The sequence below is a fragment of the Halomonas sp. genome (assembly GCF_033549285.1).
Lineage (GTDB): Bacteria > Pseudomonadota > Gammaproteobacteria > Pseudomonadales > Halomonadaceae > Halomonas.
In genome coordinates this window covers 1-17,554 of the sequence record NZ_JAWSUJ010000037.1, presented here as the reverse complement: position 1 = coordinate 17,554, position 17,554 = coordinate 1, and the positions used below count along the sequence as shown (strand labels likewise).

Annotated in this window: 14 protein-coding genes and 2 riboswitches; of the genes, 10 read left to right on the top strand and 4 right to left on the bottom strand. The window is 68.4% G+C overall.

Annotation, left to right across the window (positions count from 1 at the left end):
• Positions 1-71 precede the first annotated feature (71 nt).
• The 4 genes from SCI24_RS10195 (at position 72) to thiC (ending at position 6,596) form a co-directional block, all read left to right on the top strand.
• Positions 72-1,616: a glucan biosynthesis protein G gene (locus SCI24_RS10195; protein WP_318725263.1), complete on the top strand. Its 1,545-nt coding sequence runs from the start codon at positions 72-74 to the stop codon at positions 1,614-1,616.
• Positions 1,603-3,507: a glucans biosynthesis glucosyltransferase MdoH gene (gene mdoH / locus SCI24_RS10190; RefSeq protein WP_318725262.1), complete on the top strand. Its 1,905-nt coding sequence runs from the start codon at positions 1,603-1,605 to the stop codon at positions 3,505-3,507. The genes SCI24_RS10195 and mdoH overlap by 14 nt, the downstream gene beginning before the upstream one ends.
• Positions 3,508-3,568: 61 nt before the next feature.
• A riboswitch (TPP riboswitch) is annotated at positions 3,569-3,703 on the top strand.
• Positions 3,704-3,776: 73 nt separating this feature from the next.
• Positions 3,777-4,445: a thiaminase II gene (gene tenA / locus SCI24_RS10185; RefSeq protein ID WP_318725261.1), complete on the top strand. Its 669-nt coding sequence runs from the start codon at positions 3,777-3,779 to the stop codon at positions 4,443-4,445.
• Positions 4,446-4,529: 84 nt separating this feature from the next.
• Positions 4,530-4,641: riboswitch (TPP riboswitch) on the top strand.
• Between the two features lie 65 nt (positions 4,642-4,706).
• On the top strand, positions 4,707-6,596 hold the full coding sequence (thiC, locus tag SCI24_RS10180) for a phosphomethylpyrimidine synthase ThiC (protein WP_318725260.1): 1,890 nt from the start codon (positions 4,707-4,709) through the stop codon (positions 6,594-6,596).
• Between the two features lie 88 nt (positions 6,597-6,684).
• On the opposite strand, the gene SCI24_RS10175 is transcribed toward thiC, so the two are convergent.
• Together SCI24_RS10175 and SCI24_RS10170 are read right to left on the bottom strand one after the other, a co-directional pair.
• Complete coding sequence (locus tag SCI24_RS10175) at positions 6,685-7,197, bottom strand: porin family protein (RefSeq protein ID WP_318725259.1); 513 nt, start codon at positions 7,195-7,197, stop codon at positions 6,685-6,687.
• Positions 7,198-7,425: 228 nt separating this feature from the next.
• Entirely contained in the window at positions 7,426-7,929 is a 504-nt protein-coding gene (locus tag SCI24_RS10170; RefSeq protein ID WP_318725258.1) for a porin family protein, read from the bottom strand.
• 255 nt (positions 7,930-8,184) lie between these two features.
• Here SCI24_RS10170 and SCI24_RS10165 point away from each other — a divergent pair, with 255 nt between their 5' ends.
• The 3 genes from SCI24_RS10165 to SCI24_RS10155 all read left to right on the top strand — a co-directional run bounded on the left by SCI24_RS10165 (position 8,185) and on the right by SCI24_RS10155 (position 12,814).
• Positions 8,185-9,378 carry an acetate kinase gene (locus SCI24_RS10165; protein ID WP_318725257.1) on the top strand — a complete coding sequence of 398 codons (1,194 nt, stop codon included), beginning with the start codon at positions 8,185-8,187 and terminating at the stop codon, positions 9,376-9,378.
• Positions 9,365-11,542 (top strand): phosphate acetyltransferase, encoded by a 2,178-nt coding sequence (gene pta / locus SCI24_RS10160; RefSeq protein WP_318725256.1) that lies wholly within the window; start codon positions 9,365-9,367, stop codon positions 11,540-11,542. Before SCI24_RS10165 ends, pta begins: the two co-directional genes overlap by 14 nt.
• A gap of 135 nt (positions 11,543-11,677) precedes the next feature.
• Complete coding sequence (locus tag SCI24_RS10155; protein WP_318725255.1) at positions 11,678-12,814, top strand: aminotransferase class V-fold PLP-dependent enzyme; 1,137 nt, start codon at positions 11,678-11,680, stop codon at positions 12,812-12,814.
• Between the two features lie 125 nt (positions 12,815-12,939).
• On the opposite strand, the gene SCI24_RS10150 is transcribed toward SCI24_RS10155, so the two are convergent.
• On the bottom strand, positions 12,940-13,623 hold the full coding sequence (locus tag SCI24_RS10150) for a CBS domain-containing protein (protein WP_318725254.1): 684 nt from the start codon (positions 13,621-13,623) through the stop codon (positions 12,940-12,942).
• Between the two features lie 111 nt (positions 13,624-13,734).
• On the bottom strand, positions 13,735-14,469 hold the full coding sequence (locus SCI24_RS10145; RefSeq protein WP_318725253.1) for a DeoR/GlpR family DNA-binding transcription regulator: 735 nt from the start codon (positions 14,467-14,469) through the stop codon (positions 13,735-13,737).
• 128 nt (positions 14,470-14,597) lie between these two features.
• Between SCI24_RS10145 and SCI24_RS10140 the strand changes: the two genes are divergently transcribed.
• The 3 genes from SCI24_RS10140 to SCI24_RS10130 form a co-directional block, all read left to right on the top strand.
• Complete coding sequence (locus SCI24_RS10140) at positions 14,598-15,863, top strand: NupC/NupG family nucleoside CNT transporter (protein ID WP_318725252.1); 1,266 nt, start codon at positions 14,598-14,600, stop codon at positions 15,861-15,863.
• 72 nt (positions 15,864-15,935) lie between these two features.
• Complete coding sequence (gene deoC, locus SCI24_RS10135; RefSeq protein ID WP_318725251.1) at positions 15,936-16,712, top strand: deoxyribose-phosphate aldolase; 777 nt, start codon at positions 15,936-15,938, stop codon at positions 16,710-16,712.
• The coding region (locus tag SCI24_RS10130; protein ID WP_318725250.1) for a thymidine phosphorylase at positions 16,712-17,554 on the top strand (843 nt) is incomplete at its 3' end. The genes deoC and SCI24_RS10130, both read left to right, overlap by 1 nt.

Sequence of the window (17,554 nt, the reverse complement as noted above, 5' to 3'; positions counted from 1 at the left end):
GAAGATTCACAGCGTCTCCTGACCCGGCTTGCGCAGGGAGTGCCGGCGGGACCACAGGGAGAGAGTTGCACGTGAAGAGCGCGCTGCGACGCTTCAGTCTTGCATGGGCGCTGACCCTGGCAATGGATGCCTCGGCAACGACCCCGGATGAGCTGTTCGACCGTGTCACCGACCGCGCCCGACAGCTTGCCACCCAGTCCTACCAGACACCCGAATCGCCCCTGCCATCCGAGCTGGCGGAGATGGCGTATGACCAGTACCGGGAGATCCGCTTCCGCCCGGAGGAGGCGATCTGGAAGGACGAGGGCCTCTTCGAGGTCCAGCTGTTCCATCCCGGCTTCCTCTACACCCAGCCGATACGCCTGAACCTGGTCGACGAGCAGGGCGAGGTTCGCCCCCTGCCCTTTCGCCAGGAGCGTTTCCGCTACGACGGCGACGCCTCCTCGCTCGCCGACCTCGCGCTCGACGATATCGGCCATGCCGGCTTCCGGCTGCACTACCCCCTCAACAGTGGCGACTACCGCGACGAGTTCGCTGTCTTCCTCGGCGCCAGCTACTTCCGCCTGGTGGGGCGCCAGCAGGGCTACGGGCTCTCCACGCGCGGCCTGGCCATCGATACCGCCGAGCCCCATGGCGAGGAATTCCCGGCCTTCCGCGAGTTCTGGCTGGTCAAGCCGGGGCCGGATGAGACCCGCATGACCGTCCTTGCCCTGCTCGACAGCCCCTCGGTGGCCGGCGCCTACCGCTTCGACATCCGCCCCGGGGAGCACACCACGGTGGATACCGAGGCACGGCTGTTCGCCCGCGAGGAGATCGGCAAGCTCGGCATCGCCCCGCTCACCAGCATGTACCTACATGGCGAGATCGGCCGCCACCCCGCCGATGACTACCGCCCTCGGGTCCACGACTCCCAGGGCCTCTCCATGCAGACCGGCGACGGCGAGTGGATCTGGCGACCACTGAGCAATCCGGAGAAGCTCAGACTTTCCCGCCTCCAGGACCAGGCACCCAGAGGCTTCGGGCTCACCCAGCGTCCCCGCGATTTCGAGGCCTTCCTGGACGCCGAAGCGCACTACGAGCGCCGCCCCAGCCAGTGGGTACAGCCGCTGGACGAGTGGGGCCCGGGCAGCGTTGAGCTGGTGGAGATCCCGAGCCAGAGCGAGACCAACGACAACATCACCGCCTACTGGCTACCCGACCAGCTACTCGCCGTCGGCGAGGCACGCACCTACCGCTATCGCACCCACACCTTCGGCGCCGTGCCCCCCGGGCAGGAGATGGCGCGGGTGCTCCGCACCCGCCAGGGCTGGGGCGCGGTGCCCGGACAGGAGAACCCGCCACCCGCCAGCCGTCGACAGTTCGTGGTCGACTTCCGCGGGGGGGAGCTGTCGAGCCTCGATGAGAGTCATCCGGTAGAGCTGTCACTGGAAAGCTCGAGTGGTGAACTCCTCGAGCCCCGGGTTCAACGCCTGCCGGATGGCGAGACGTGGCGCGCCACCTTCCGGCTGGCCCCAGAGGGTGGCCAGCCGGCCGACATGCGCCTGTTCCTGACCCTGCACGACCGTCGCCTCACGGAAACCTGGAACTATGTCTGGTATCCCGATGAATTCCGCTGATACCCGCGTCCCCGCGTCCACGACTCGGCCGCCCTGGCGCAGGACGCGCCGCCTGCTCTTCGCCCTGCTGTTCGCCGGGACCGTCACCCTGGGGGTCTGGGCCATGTTCCGGATCCTCATCGTGGGCGGTATCTCGCCGCTGGAACTCATCATCCTGGGGCTCTTCTCGATCACCTTCGGCTGGATCACCATCGCCTTCTGGAGTGCGGTGATCGGCTTCGTGCTGACCCTCACCCATCGCGACCCGGTGACGCTGTCGCGCAGCAGGCCGCCGACCCCGCCCGCGGGCGCCCGCTCGCGAACCGCCCTGGCCATGCCGATCCACAACGAGGACGTGGACAGGGTGATCGCCGGCCTGGAGGCCACCTGTCGTGACCTGCCCGAGGACACCCCGCAGCGCCGGATCGAGGCCTTCGTGCTCAGTGACAGCACCGATGAGGCCATCGTCGCCGATGAGTCGGCCCAGGTCGGTGCCCTCCAGGCGCGACTGGCGGGGCGCTGCCGCGTGCATTATCGCCACCGCGACAGCAACGCGGGCCGCAAGGCCGGCAACCTGGCCGAGTTCTGTTGCCGCTGGGGTCGTCACTACGACTTCCTGCTGGTGCTGGATGCCGACAGCCTGATGAGCGGCGCCACCATCGCCGCGCTGATCGACGCCATGCAGGCCAACCCGCGTCTCGGGCTGCTGCAGACGGTGCCGATCCCGGTACGCCAGGAGAGCCTGTTCGGTCGCGCCAACCAGTTGGCCGCCTCCCTCTATGCGCCCATGCTGGCGGCGGGACTGAGCTTCTGGCATGCCGATGCGGCCAACTACTTCGGCCACAATGCCATCCTGCGCACCCGCGCCTTCATGGAGAACTGCGGACTGCCCGACCTGCCGGGCGACCCGCCGCTGGGGGGCGAGATCCTCAGCCACGACTTCGTCGAGGCGGCCCTGCTGCGCCGTGCCGGCTGGCAGGTCCAGATGCAGACCGACCTCGGTGGCAGCTACGAGGAGATGCCGAGCCACCTGCTCGACTTCGCCAAGCGCGACCGCCGCTGGGTCCAGGGCAACCTTCAGCACCTGCGCCTGCTCACCGGACGCGGCCTGCACGCCATGAGCCGGCTGCACTTCCTGTTCGGCGCCCTGGCCTACCTCGCCTCGCTGATCTGGCTGGGGATCCTGGTGGTCAGCACGGCAGACGCCCTGGCCCGCGCCCTCACCGAACCGAACTTCTTCACCTCCGATGCCCAGCTCTTCCCCGACTGGCCGCTCGCTCCACCGCCGCTGATCATGCCGCTGCTGGCCGGCACCCTGGCCATGCTGCTGATGCCCAAGGTGCTGGGGCTGGCACTGGCACTGACGCAGCGCCCGGCGGATTTCGGTGGGCCGCTGCGCCTGGTGGTAAGCGTGCTGCTGGAGGCCCTGTTCGCCATGCTGATCGCGCCCCTGATGATGGTGTTTCACAGCCTGTTCGTCATCGGCGTGGTGAGCGGGCGTACCGTCTCCTGGGACCCCCAGTCTCGCGAGGGCCGCGCGGTCCCCTGGCGGGAGGCCTGGCGGCATACCTGGCAGGCGACCCTGGCCGGGCTGCTCTGGGCGATGATCACCTGGTGGTACACCCCCGTCTTCTTCTGGTGGCTGACGCCGGTCTGGCTGGGGCTGCTGCTGTCCGCGCCGCTGGTGCGGTGGAGCAGCAGCCTGGCCCTGGGCCGCGCCCTGCGTCGCGCCGGCCTGTTGCTGGTGCCCAGCGAGACGCGGCCGTCTGAGGTCCTTCGGGAACTGGCCAGGCGACCGGCGGCGACCGGCCGGGCCGCTCCCATGCCGCCCCCAGCGGAGCTTCCCGGCGAGATGCCGGTGCAGTCCTTCGCGACACCCCGCCGTCGGGTCCTGTCGCCGGAAAGCCAGTAACGGTAGACACCGCAATCCCGGCGGAGGGTGGCAAGGCGGCGACAGGATGCTAGGGTAGGTAACTCGCTTGACGGGGTGCCGGTGAATCCGGCTGAGATGGCGCAGGGGTCTCTCCAGGAATGGACAGCACCCGAGCGCTGATCCCGTGGAACCTGATCCGGCTCGTACCGGCGTAGGAATCAAGCGGTGAGCCAGCGCCGACTCGGCGCCCCTGTCCGGCCACCCCTCCCTCGCCCTCGCCCCGGATCGACACCGCTACCGGAGGCAAGATGGGCTACCGCTTCAGCGACCTCACCACCGCGTGCCAGGCAGACTGGCGCGCCTATATCGAACACGACTTCGTGCGCCGCCTGGGCGACGCCACCCTCGACGAGGCCGCCTTCCGCCACTACCTGCAGCAGGACTACCTCTTCCTGATCCACTTCGCTCGCGCCTATGCGCTGGCCGCCTACAAGAGCCGCACCCTGGACGACCTGCGCCAGGCCCATGAGGGACTCAGGGCGATCCTCGACGTGGAACTCGGCCTGCACGTGGACTACTGCCGCGACTGGGGTATCAGCGAGGCCGGCCTCGCCGAGCTGCCCGAAGCCCGCGCGACCCTCGCCTACACCCGCTACGTGCTCGACACCGGCCACCGCGGCGACCTGCTCGACCTGCACGTGGCGCTGGCCCCCTGCCTGGTGGGCTACGGCGAGATCGCCAACTGGCTGAATGCCCAAGCCTTCACCGTGCGAGGCGACGCCAACCCCTATGAGGCCTGGATCGCCATGTATGAGAGCGACGACTTCCAGGCCGCCATGCATGCCGAGCTCGAGTGGCTCGACGCACGCCTGGCGGAGGTGACGCCACGCCGCTTCGCGGAGCTCGTCGAGGTGTTCCGCGATGCCACGCGGCTGGAGATCGACTTCTGGCAGATGGGGCTGGAGCTCGCCAGCTGAGGCACTGGCTCCATCGCCACCCGCCCGCTGGTTCTGGTCATGCCAGCGGGCAGCACCACACTGGTGACCGAAGGTCGCCCGACCACTCGCTTGACGGGGTGCCGTTGAAGACGGCTGAGATCATGCGCTTTCGAGCATGGAGCCCGTTGAACCTGAACTGGCTAGGACCAGCGTAGGGATCAAGCGATCGAGCAGGCCGACCTGCCGCGCCCCTGACCGCTGTCCTCCCTGATAACGCCAAAACCCTCAAGGGAGTACACCATGAGCAAGACCGCCCATTTCCTCGCCGAGACCGCCCAGGTCGACGCGGCCGCCGTCCAGCCTCTGCCCGGCTCGCGCAAGGTCTACCTCGGGGGCTCACGCCCCGATATCCGCGTGCCCTTCCGCGAGATCAGTCTCTCGACGACGAAGACCTCCGGCTTGGATGAGGAGAACCCGCCGCTGCTGGTCTACGACACCTCCGGCCCCTACACCGACCCGCAGGCACGCATCGACCTGCGTCAGGGACTCCCCGAGCTGCGCCGCGCCTGGATCGAGGAGCGCGACGACACCGAGTTCCTCGACGGCCCCACCTCCGAGTACGGCAAGCGCCGCGCCAATGACCCCACGCTCGCCCAGTTGCGCTTCGACCTGACCCGCTCGCCGCGGCGCGCCAAGGAGGGCCGCAACGTCACCCAGCTCCATTATGCCCGCCAGGGGATCATCACCCCGGAGATGGAGTTCATCGCCATACGGGAGAACCAACGCAGACAAGCCCTGGGCACGCAGGAGGTCGAGCGCATCCTCGGCCAGCAGCACCCGGGCCAGGGTTTCGGCGCCAAGCTCCCCGAGGAGATCACCCCGGAGTTTGTGCGTGCCGAGGTGGCCGCCGGCCGGGCGATCATTCCCTGCAATATCAACCACCCGGAATCCGAGCCGATGATCATCGGCCGCAATTTCCTGGTGAAGATCAACGGCAACCTGGGCAACTCCGCGGTGACTTCCTCCATCGAGGAAGAGGTCGACAAGATGACCTGGGGCATCCGCTGGGGCGCCGATACCATCATGGATCTCTCCACCGGGGCCAACATCCACGAGACCCGCGAGTGGATCATCCGCAACGCCCCGGTGCCGGTCGGCACCGTGCCCATCTACCAGGCCCTGGAGAAGGTCAAGGGGGTGGCCGAGGACCTCACCTGGGAGGTGTTCCGCGACACCCTGATCGAGCAGGCCGAGCAGGGCGTGGACTACTTCACCATCCACGCCGGCGTGCTGCTGCGCTATGTCCCGCTCACCGCCAAGCGGGTCACCGGCATCGTCTCCCGGGGCGGCTCGATCATGGCCAAGTGGTGCCTCTACCATCACCGGGAGAGCTTCCTCTACACCCACTTCGAGGAGATCTGCGAGATCTGCAAGCGCTACGATGTCGCCTTCTCGCTGGGCGATGGCCTGCGCCCGGGCTCGGTGGCCGACGCCAACGACGAGGCGCAGTTCGCCGAACTCGAGACCCTGGGCGAGCTGACCCGCATCGCCTGGCAGCACGACGTCCAGGTGATGATCGAGGGGCCGGGCCACGTGCCCATGCACCTGATCAAGGAGAACATGGACAAGCAGCTCACCGAGTGCGACGAGGCGCCCTTCTATACCCTGGGGCCGCTGACCACCGATATCGCGCCCGGTTATGATCACATCACCTCCGGCATCGGCGCGGCGATGATCGGCTGGTACGGCTGCGCCATGCTCTGCTACGTGACCCCCAAGGAGCATCTGGGCCTGCCCAACAAGGATGACGTCAAGACCGGCATCATCACCTACAAGATCGCCGCCCACGCCGCGAACCTCGCCAAGGGGCACCCGGCGGCCCAGCGCCGCGACAACGCCCTCTCCAAGGCGCGCTTCGAGTTCCGCTGGGAGGACCAGTTCAACCTCGGCCTTGACCCCGACACGGCGCGCGAGTACCACGACGAGACCCTGCCCAAGGACTCCGCCAAGGTGGCCCACTTCTGCTCCATGTGCGGGCCCAGGTTCTGTTCCATGAAGATCAGCCAGGAGGTGCGTGACTATGCGGGTAAGCACGGCCTCGATGGCGACCGGGACGCGGTGATGAAGGGCATGGAGGAGCAGGCCGAGAAGTTCCGGGAACAGGGGGCGGAGCTCTACCGGGAAGTATGAGGCTCGACACTGGCCTTGAAACGAAATGCCCCACTGCTAGCTGGTAGCAGCGGGGCATTCTTCATATGCCGGCCCGGGCCCGCGCGGGTCAGAATCGATAAGTCAAGCCGAGGCTGACCGCATCGAAATCGAAGTCCGACTTGTCCAGGTAGCGCATGTAGTCGGCACCCACTGCCAGGTTCGGTGTCACGTCATAGCTGGCACCGGCACCGTAGGAAACATCACTCTCGCTGTCCTTCGTCCCGTCGAACTCCACTTCGGTGGCCCCCAGTACACCATGGACCTTGAACGCCGGAGTGATCGGCAGCATGCCCTTGACATAGCCCCCAGCAAGATAGTCGAGATTTGCCGGGCCATCGGACCCGCCGGTACCCAGGTGTCCCTCGATGGCCAGGTAATCGTTGAGTTCGACGCCACCACGCAACCTCACACCGACGCTGTCGAGGTCATCGCGGTATCCACGCCGATCAAGTTCCCAGAACATGGCATCGACACCCAAATAGGGGGTCGGCTGGTAGGCCAAGGGCCCGCTCTGCGCCTGAACCGCCCCGGTGAAGAACAGCGCTGCCAAGGATGCGGCGCCAATGACTGACGTCTTCATGGCCATCTCCCTTTGATTGGCTTGCCCTCTTTGTCGTCGATGCCCGTGGTGCCTTACGACCCATCGGGGTACTCACCTCCACGGCCATGTCAGGCCAGTACCGGCCCGCTGACGCGATGCAGACAGGTGGATGCGGGGCGGACAAGGTACTTTCCCACGACAAGCGCCCCCGCTGGAAACCTGGCGGGGGCGCTGTGGTTGGCATGGCGGCTGAGTGCCACCGATAGGTCAGAAGCGGAACGTCACCCCGACGCTGGCGGCATCGAAGGTGTAGTTCGACTCGTCCAGGTAGCGCATGTAGTCGGCGCCCACGGCGAGGTTGTGCGTCATGTCGAACTCGGCGCCGGCGCCGTAGGAGAAGCCGCTCTCGGTATCCGCGTCGAAGTCCACCTCGGTGAAGCCCGCCAGGCCATAGAGGCGGAATTCCGGGGCAATCGGCAGGGTGCCCTTGGCATAGGCGCCCGCCAGGTAATCCAGCTCGGCCGGGCCGTCGGAGCCACCGGTACCGAGATGACCCTCGAGACCGAAATAGTCATTGAACGCCACGCCGCCACGCAGGCGCAGGCCGGTGCTGTCGAAGTTGCCCGGGCCGTCGGGATCGAGTTCCCAGAACATGACGTCGCCACCGAGGTACGGGCTCGGCTGGTAGTTCATCGGGCTGCCCTGGGCATGGGCAGTAGCCCCGGCCAGCAGCAGGGCGGCGGAAACGGCGGAAATCGTGATGGTCTTCATGGTGAACCTCCCAGTTAGGAAACAGTGTTTCCCTATTCAGGTGTCATTCTGGTACAGCCTAGACGAAAGTGCAAGATGTTCCGCTCCCGATGCCCCACCGGGAGCGATGAAGGGCGACGGGGTGTCCGGCATCAAACCGCTGGGGTCACTGCATCCCGCACTGCAACATGCTAGATTCACCCTGCCCGAGGCCACTCCCCAGACACCCCCTGGCCGCACCGCACGCGCCCCCGATACTCCAGAACAGGATGCGCCATGAACGACCCGGTACTGGTAATCAACTGCGGCTCCTCGTCGATCAAGTACGCCCTTGTTCCCGCCTCTCCGGACCAGCCTCGCCTGGCCGGCCTGGCCGAGCGCCTGGGCGGGGTGGATGCGCGCCTCAAGGGGGTCGACGGTGCGGGGAGTGAATTCTCATGCCCCCTGCACGGCGCCGACCACGCCGAGGCCATGGCGGCCATCCTCGAACGCCTCGAAGGGCAGCAGCCCGTGGCGGTGGGCCATCGCATCGTCCATGGCGGCGAGCGCTTCACCCGTGCCGCCCGCATCGATGCCGGCGTAAGGCGGGCCATCGAGGCCACCGTGGCCCTGGCCCCGCTGCACAACCCGGCCAACCTGGCGGGGGTCGAGGCGACCCTGAAGCTCTTTCCCGACCTGCCCCAGGTGGCGGTCTTCGATACCGCCTTCCACCAGACCCTGCCCCCTCGCGCCTATCGCTATGCGCTGCCGGAAGGGCTCTATCGCAACCACGGCATTCGCCGCTACGGCTTCCATGGCAGCAGCCACGCCCACGTGAGTGCCCGGCTCGATGCGCTCGGCGGGCGTCCCCACGGCGGCTGGCTCATCGCCCACCTGGGCAACGGCTGCTCCACCTGCGCGGTCTGGCAGGGACAGAGCGTCGATACCAGCATGGGACTGACGCCCCTGGAGGGGCTGGTGATGGGCACCCGCAGCGGCGACGTGGACCCGGGCCTGCATGCCCACCTGGCCCGGCAGCTGGGCTGGTCAATCGAGCGTATCGACACCCTGCTCAACAAGGAGAGCGGCCTGCTGGGGCTCTCCGGCCTCTCCAACGACATGCGCCGCCTCGAGCAGGCCGCCGCCGAGCACCATGCGGGCGCCGAACTGGCCATCGAGGTGTTCTGCTACCGCATCGCCAAGTCGCTGGCCGCCCTCTCCTGCGCCCTGCCCCGCCTGGATGGCATCGCCTTCACCGGGGGGATCGGCGAGAATGCCAGCGCCGTGCGTGCGCGAGTGGTCGAGCAGCTGCCCCACTTCGGCCTGCGGCTGGATGCCGTGGCCAACGCCGCCACCGTGGGCGGCCGCGAGGGCCGCATCGACCTAGACACGGGCGGTCCCCAGCTGTGGGTCATCCCCACAGACGAGGAGGGACGCATCGCCGAGGAAACCCGCCAGCTGCTGCAGGAGCGCCAGCATGACGCTACTTGATCACCGTTCCGAGCCCCGTAACCTGCTGCTGGTGCCCACCGACAGCGGCGTGGGCCTGACCTCGGCCTGCCTAGGCCTGATCCGCGCCCTGGACACCCTCGGGCTCAAGGCCGGCTTTCTCAAGCCCTTCCGCCAGGACGAGCTGAACGGCAACGGGCCGGACCGCTCCTGCGCCCTGGCGGCCAGCACCCTGGGCCTGGCGCCGCCGACGCCGCTTTCCCAGGCGCGGCTGGAGCGCCTGCTGCGCGAGGATCGCAGCGACGAGCTGATGGAGGAGGCCGTGGAGCGCCATGCCCGGGCCGCCTCCCCGGAGGCCGGCGAGGCCCCCGAACTGGTGGTGATCGAGGGACTCGCGCCCAGCCCGCACAGCAGCTACGCCACCCGGCTCAATGCCCAGCTGGCCCATGCCCTCAATGCGCGCACCATCCTGGTCGCCGACGGTGACCTCAGCGACCCCCAGGACCTGGCGGAGCGACTCGACATGCATGCCCAGGCCTTCGATGGCGTCGACTCGCCGCGCACCCTGGGCTGCATCCTGATGCGGCTGCGCCCGCTGCCGGATGGCGATGCCCCCGCGCCCCTGGCGGCCCCCGAACTCACCGCCCGGCGCGACGAGGAACTGGTCGCCCGCCTGCGTCGCTACCTGCCGGCCCTGGGCGGCGAGCGCTTCCAGCTGATCGGCGCCGTGCCCTGGCATGCGGCCCTCTCCGCACCACGGGTACTGGACGTCGCCCGGGCCCTGGAGGCTCGCTTCCTGCACGAGGGCGAGGCCGCCAGCCGCCGCGTGCTGGGCACCAGCCTGTGCGCGCGCAGCGCCTCCCATGCCCTGCACGTGTTCCGCCCCGGCCGCCTGCTGGTCACCCCCGGCGACCGCGACGACATCCTGCTCGCCGCGGCGCTCTCGACCATGAACGGCGTGCCCCTGGCGGGCATCCTGCTGACCCACGACGAGCTGCCGGATGAGGCCATGATCGAGTTCTGCCGCCCCGCGCTGCGCAGCGGCCTGCCGGTGATGGCGGTGGATTCCGACAGCTTCGCCACGGCCCAGCGCCTCGACCGCATGGCCAACGACATCCCCATCGACGACCCGGAGCGGGCCGAGCAGGTGACCCGCTTCGTCGCCGGCCACCTCGACCTGGCGTGGCTCAAGGAGAACCTCAGCCGCGGCTATCCGAGCCGGCTCTCCCCTGCCGCCTTCCGCCACCAGCTGGTCAAGCTGGCCCAGCAGGCCAGCAAGCGCATCGTGCTGCCCGAGGGCAGCGAGCCGCGCACCGTGGAAGCCGCGGTGATCTGCCAGCAGCGTGGCATCGCCCGCTGCGTGCTGCTGGCCAGGCGCGAGGAGGTCGAGGAGGTGGCCCGCCAGCGCGGCATCGAGCTTCCCGAGGGGCTAGAGATCCTCGACCCCGACGGCATCCGCCGAGACTACGTGGCGCCGATGGTCGAACGACGCCCCGACAGGCTCAACGCACTGACGGCCGCGGACCAGCTCCAGGACAACGTGGTGCTCGGCACCATGATGCTGGCCGAGGGCGAGGTGGACGGCCTCGTCTCCGGGGCGATCCACACCACCGCCAACACCGTGCGTCCGGCCTTCCAGCTGATCCGGACGGCGCCCGGCTACCGGCAGGTGTCGTCGATCTTCTTCATGCTGCTGCCCGAGCAGGTGGTGGTCTATGGCGACTGCGCCGTGAATCCCGACCCCGACGCCGAGGCCCTGGCCGAGATCGCCATCCAGAGCGCACGCTCCGCCGCGGCCTTCGGCATCGAACCGCGGGTGGCCATGATCAGCTACTCCACCGGCGAGTCGGGCAGCGGCGCCGACGTGGAGAAGGTGCGCCAGGCCACCCGCATCGCCCGGGAGCGCGAGCCCACGTTGTGCATCGACGGCCCGCTGCAGTACGACGCCGCCGCCATCGAGAGCGTCGGCCGCCAGAAGGCGCCCGACTCCCCGGTGGCGGGTCGCGCCACGGTCTTCGTCTTCCCCGACCTCAACACCGGCAACACCACCTACAAGGCGGTCCAGCGCAGCGCCGGGGTGGTCAGCGTCGGCCCCATGCTGCAGGGCCTCAACAAGCCAGTGAACGACCTCTCCCGTGGCGCCCTGGTCGACGACATCGTCTACACCATCGCCCTGACCGCCATTCAGGCCGCGCAGCAGAGCTAAGCGTCTCGCCATGAGCCCGCAGCCCGATGTGCCCGGGGTTGACCGCGTGGCTGGCCCGACACCGGGAATCGGAATATCCTCTGGAGACGAGCGGCCTGTTCACGACAGGCCCTGAACACCAACACGGAGAACGAAATGGCCGGCTTGCTACCCGATGTCGACCCGGATGGACTGCTCGAGTACTCGGTGGTCTACACCGATCGCGCACTGAACCACATGTCGAAGAGCTTCCAGGGCGTGATGCACGACGTCTCCTCCACGCTGAAGGAGGTGTACAACGCCCATTCGACGGTGATCGTTCCCGGCAGCGGGACCTTCGGCATGGAGGCCGTGGCACGCCAGTTCGCCAAGGGTCGCAGCTGCCTGGTGATCCGCAACGGCTGGTTCAGCTATCGCTGGAGCCAGATCCTCGAGATGGGCCAGATCCCCGCCGAGGTCAACGTGCTCAAGGCGCGTCGCCTCGACGAGGATGACCCCACCTCGCCCTTTGCCCCGCCTGCCATCGAGGAAGTGGTCGAGTCGATCCATGACCAGCAGCCGGATATCGTCTTCGCCCCCCACGTGGAGACCGCCTCGGGCATGCTGCTGCCGGACGACTACCTGCGCCAGATCGCCGATGCCATCCACGAGCAGGGCGGGCTCTTCGTGCTCGACTGCATCGCCTCCGGCACTCTCTGGGTCGACATGCAGGAGATCGGCGTCGACGTGCTGGTCAGTGCCCCGCAGAAGGGCTGGAGCGCCAGCCCCTGCTGCGGCATGGTCATGCTCTCCCGCCAGGCCCGGGAGATCATCGAGGAGACCACCAGCACTAGCTTCGCCTGCGACCTGAAGAAGTGGCTGTCGATCATGGAAACCTACGAGGGCGGCGGCCACGCCTATCACGCCACCCTGCCCACCGACGGCCTGCGCCAGCTGCGCGACGTGATGCGCGAGACCCGGCAGTACGGCTTCGACAAGGTACGTGATGAGCAGTGGGAGGTCGGACGTCGGGTGCGCGGGATGCTCGCCGAGCACGGCTTTCGCAGCGTGGCCGCTCCCGGCTTCGAGGCGCCCGGCGTGGTGGTCTGCTACACCGAGGACGAGGGCATCGTCGGCAAGTTCCTGGCGGCGGGTGTCCAGGTGGCGGCAGGGGTCCCGCTGATGTGTGACGAGGGCGACGACTATCGCGCCTTCCGCATCGGCCTGTTCGGCCTCGACAAGCTCCACCATCCGGAGCGCACCCTCGAGAGCCTGGAAGCGGCCCTGGCCAAGGTGCAGGGCGCCGACGACTGAGTCGCCAGTTCCCTCAGGGCGCGGGCCTCGCGCCTGGTCATTTCTGACCATCGAAGCTGACGATCAAAGAAAGCGGGGCGGCCATCTGGCCGCCCCGCTTTCTCGTGCGCCGAGTTGTCGTGGCCTCAGTAGCCGCCCATGCCCCGGGGCATGAAGCCCAGGTTGTTCTCCACCTCGGTCACGCCGCCGATGTTCTCCGCCGCGACCTGCACGGCCTGGCGCTGCTCCTTGCTGTCCACCAGCCCCCAGAGCTGCACCTTGCCGTCGGCCACGATGACGTTGAGCCGGTCGACCATGACCCCGGTGTTCTCGTCCACCTCCTTGAGGATGGCGTCACGGATCGCCCTATCGTCACCGCCCGCGGCAGGCTGACGGCTCACCGAGAAGCCGCGCAGCAGGTTGGAACGGCTGACGATGCCCACCAGCCGGCCATCTCGCACCACCGGCACCCGCTTGATGCGGCGCTTCTCGAGCAGCGAGGCAATGCGGTGCAGCGGCTCGTCCTCGGTGATGGTGAGCGGGTGCGGCGTCATGATCTCGCTGGCCTTGCGGCCGTGGCTCTTGACGTAGTCCACGGCATTGCCGCCGCCGCTGAAGAGCTTCAGCCACCAGGACTTGTGCTGGTCGGTGTCGTTCTCGACCCGGCGCATCAGGTCTCCCTCGCTGACGATGCCGAGCACCTTGTCGTCGGCATCCACCACCGGCACGGCGCTGATGCCGTGTTCCAGCAGCAGGCTGGCGATCTCGCTGACTTCGCTGTCGGGGCTGACGGTGATCACGTTGGGGGTCATGACATCTGCGGCTTGCATGGGATGCGGTCTCCAGACGATAAGCAGGCGTTATTGTGTGTCTCGTGCTTTACAAGTTAGCAACCCTTTCCCCGCCCTGCCTTGATTCCGGACAGGTTTCACCTGCCCGCGTCATGCCGGCTCGCCCTCCTCGGCGACATGGCCGTCGGTGATCACCTCGTCGATCTCCTCGAGCCCGGCGAAGCGCGCCGGGCGAATCACCCCCAGCTTGCTCTCGTCCACCACCAGCAGGCGATGCGCAGCAGTGGCGATCGCCGCCTGCTTGGGGGCCACCTCGTGGAAGTGGAAGCAGCTCAACCCCTTCTGCCGGTGCACGCCTGCCGCGGAGAGGAAAGCCTTGTTGATGCCGAGCCGCCGGATGGCATCGCCCATCGCCTCGCTGGCGAAGGAGCGCGACGAGTCATGGTAGACCCCGCCCAGCAGGATCAGGCGCACCCCGGACAGCGCACTCACCGCATTGGCCACGTTCAGCGCATAGGTCACCACGGTCAGCGACTGGTCGGCCGGCAGTCCCGCGGCCAGCGGCATCAGCGTCGTGCCGCAGTCGATGAACAGGGTATCGCCGGGCTCGATGCGGCGGGCCGCCCGCTCGCAGAGCCGGCGCTTGGCCTCGGCGTGGCGGTCCTGCTGGGCCGCCAGGTCGTAGACCGGCGCATAGCGCGGGTCATCACTGCGCACCAGGTGGCCCCCCATCAGCCGCAGCCCGCCCTCCCCGGCGGCCAGGTCGCGGCGAATGGTCATCGCCGAGACCCCGCACAGTTCCGCGGCATCCTGCAGGCGCAGGCTACCGCCGCGGGCCAGGGCATCACTCAGCCGGGCGAGACGCCGGGCAGTGCGTTCGTTCATCTCCTGCGGCGCTCCTGACGGCCAGATGGTGGAAAGATGTTAGAAAAATAACACTGAATGTTATAGATTTCACCTTACACTCATCCGGATGCCTGCCGCCCCAGGCCGCCCAGTCAGATAGGTGCCCCATGACCCTGCTAATGAGCCTGGTGGGAATGGTGACCCTCGTGGCCATCGCCCTCGTCTTCTCCTACGACCGCAAGGCGATCCGCCTGAGAACCGTGGTCGGTGCCTTCGCCATCCAGGCCGGCATCGGCGCCTTCGTGCTCTACGTGCCCTTCGGCCAGACGGTGCTCAAGACCATCTCCGACGCCGTGAGCCAGGTGGTGCTCTACGCCAATGACGGCATCGGCTTCGTCTTCGGCGGCCTGGCCGAGGTGGACAGCGCCGGCTTCATCTTCGCCATCAAGGTGCTGCCGGTGATCATCTTCTTCTCCTCGCTGATCGCCGTGCTCTACTATCTGGGGATCATGCAGTGGGTGATCCGCATCCTCGGGGGCGCCCTGCAGAAGGCGCTGGGCACCTCGCGCACCGAGTCGCTCTCCGCCACCGCCAATATCTTCGTCGGTCAGACCGAGGCGCCGCTGGTGGTGCGTCCCTTCATCGCCCGCATGACCCCCTCGCAGCTGTTCGCGGTGATGTGCGGCGGCCTGGCCTCGGTGGCGGGCTCGGTGCTCGCCGGCTACGCCGCCATGGGCGTGCCCATGGAGTATCTCGTCGCCGCCTCCTTCATGGCCGCCCCGGGCGGGCTGCTGTTCGCCAAGCTGATCATGCCCGAGACCCGCGAGCCCGAGGACAGCGTGTCGAAGATCGAGGAGGAGCGCGAGGAAGAGGCCGACAAGCCCAGCAACGTCATCGACGCCGCCGCCGCCGGCGCCTCCTCGGGGCTGATGCTGGCGGCCAACATCGGCGCCATGCTGCTCGCCTTCATCGGCCTGATCGCGCTGATCAACGGCATGCTCGGCGGCATCGGTGGCTGGTTCGGCCTCGAGCAGCTGAGCCTGGAGTGGCTGCTCGGCTGGCTCTTCGCCCCGCTCGCCTTCCTGCTCGGCGTGCCCTGGGAGGAGGCGACCCTGGCCGGCTCCTTCATCGGCCAGAAGATCGTGGTCAACGAGTTCGTGGCCTTCATCAACCTCGGTCCCTACCTGAGCGGCGAGGAGGTGGTTACCGCCACCGGCCAGGTGATGACGCCCCATACCATGGCGATCCTGTCGTTTGCCCTGTGCGGCTTCGCCAACCTCTCCTCCATCGCCATCCTGCTCGGGGGGCTGGGCAGCATCGCCCCGAGCCGCCGCCACGAGATCGCCCGCTTCGGCCTCAAGGCGGTGCTGGCCGGCACCCTCTCCAACCTGATGTCGGCCTCCATCGCCGGTTTCTTCCTGGCCCTGGCCTAGACTCCAAGCGCCGACACCATTGCCTCGGGCATGGTGCTGGCCCTCTCTTTACACGCAACCAATGGACGCTCCATGACCGAACTGCAGCAGGCCGCGCGCCAGGCCCTGGCACTGATGGACCTCACCAGCCTCAACGACGACGACAGCGACGCCACCATCGAGGCGCTCTGCCAGCAGGCGAAGACGCCCGCCGGCACGCCGGCGGCGGTGTGCGTCTACCCGGCCTTCGTGGTCACCGCACGGCGGGCGCTCAAGGCCCATGGCCTCGAGGGCATCGTCAAGGTCGCCACCGTCACCAACTTCCCCCACGGCGGCGACGACATCATGGCCGCCGCCCGAGAGACCCGGGCGGCCGCGGCCTCCGGCGCCCATGAGGTCGACGTGGTCTTCCCCTGGCGCGCCCTGAAGGCCGGTGACGAGGAGACCGGCCGCGAGCTGGTCGCGGCCTGCAAGCAGGCCGCCGGCGACGCCTTGCTCAAGGTGATCCTCGAGACCGGCGAGCTGAAGGACCCGGCCCTGATCCGCCGCGCCGGCGAGCTGGCCCTGGAGGGCGGCGCCGACTTCCTCAAGACCTCCACCGGCAAGGTGGCGGTCAATGCCACCCTGGAAGCGGCCGAGATCCTGTTGACCGTGATCCGCGACAGCGGCCGCGACGTGGGCTTCAAGGCCGCCGGCGGGGTGCGCACCGTCGAGGATGCCCTGGCCTACCTGCAGCTCGCCGAACGCCTGATGGGCGTGGCATGGATCACCCCATCCCACATGCGCTTCGGCGCCTCGGCGCTGCTCGGCAACCTGCTGCAGACCCTGCGGGTCGACGGCGTCGACGACGCGGCGTCCGGGGGCTACTGATGGATGCCCGGGCCCTCCCCCAGGAGCTGATCCGCGCCAAGCGTGACGGCCGCGCGCTCGGTCGCGAGGCGATCCGGCAGCTGGTCGCCGGCATCGCCGACGGCAGCCTCTCGGATGCCCAGGTGGGGGCGCTGGCCATGGCGGTGTTCCTGCGGGGCATGGAGGCCGAGGAGACGGTGGCATTGACCGAGGCGATCCGCGACTCCGGCGAGGTGCTCGACTGGTCCGGCCTCGACCTGCCCGGGCCGGTGCTCGACAAGCACTCCACCGGCGGCGTGGGCGATCTCGTCTCGCTGGTGCTCGGCCCCTGGATCGCCGCGTGCGGCGGGCACGTGCCGATGGTCTCCGGCCGCGGCCTGGGCCACACCGGCGGTACCCTGGACAAGCTCGAGGCGATCCCCGGCTACTCGGTCACCCCGGACACCGCCACCTTCCGCCGCCTGGTCAAGGAGGTGGGCGTGGCGATCATCGGCCAGACCGCCGACCTGGCGCCGGCCGACCGGCGCCTCTATGCGGTGCGCGACGTCACCGCTACCGTGGAGTCGCTGCCGCTGATCGTCAGCTCGATCCTCGGCAAGAAGCTGGCCTGCGGGCTGGATGCCCTGGTGATGGACGTCAAGAGCGGCAGCGGGGCCTTTATGCCCACCGCCGAGGCATCCCGGGAGCTCGCCGAGACGATCGCCGAGGTGGCCAGCCAGGCCGGCACCCACACGACGGCACTGGTCACCGACATGAGCCAGCCGCTGGCCCCCTGCGCCGGCAATGCGCTCGAGGTGCGCGAGGCGCTGCGCCTGCTCGGCGGCGAGAAGCGCCACGACCGCCTGCTGGCGGTGACCCGCGAC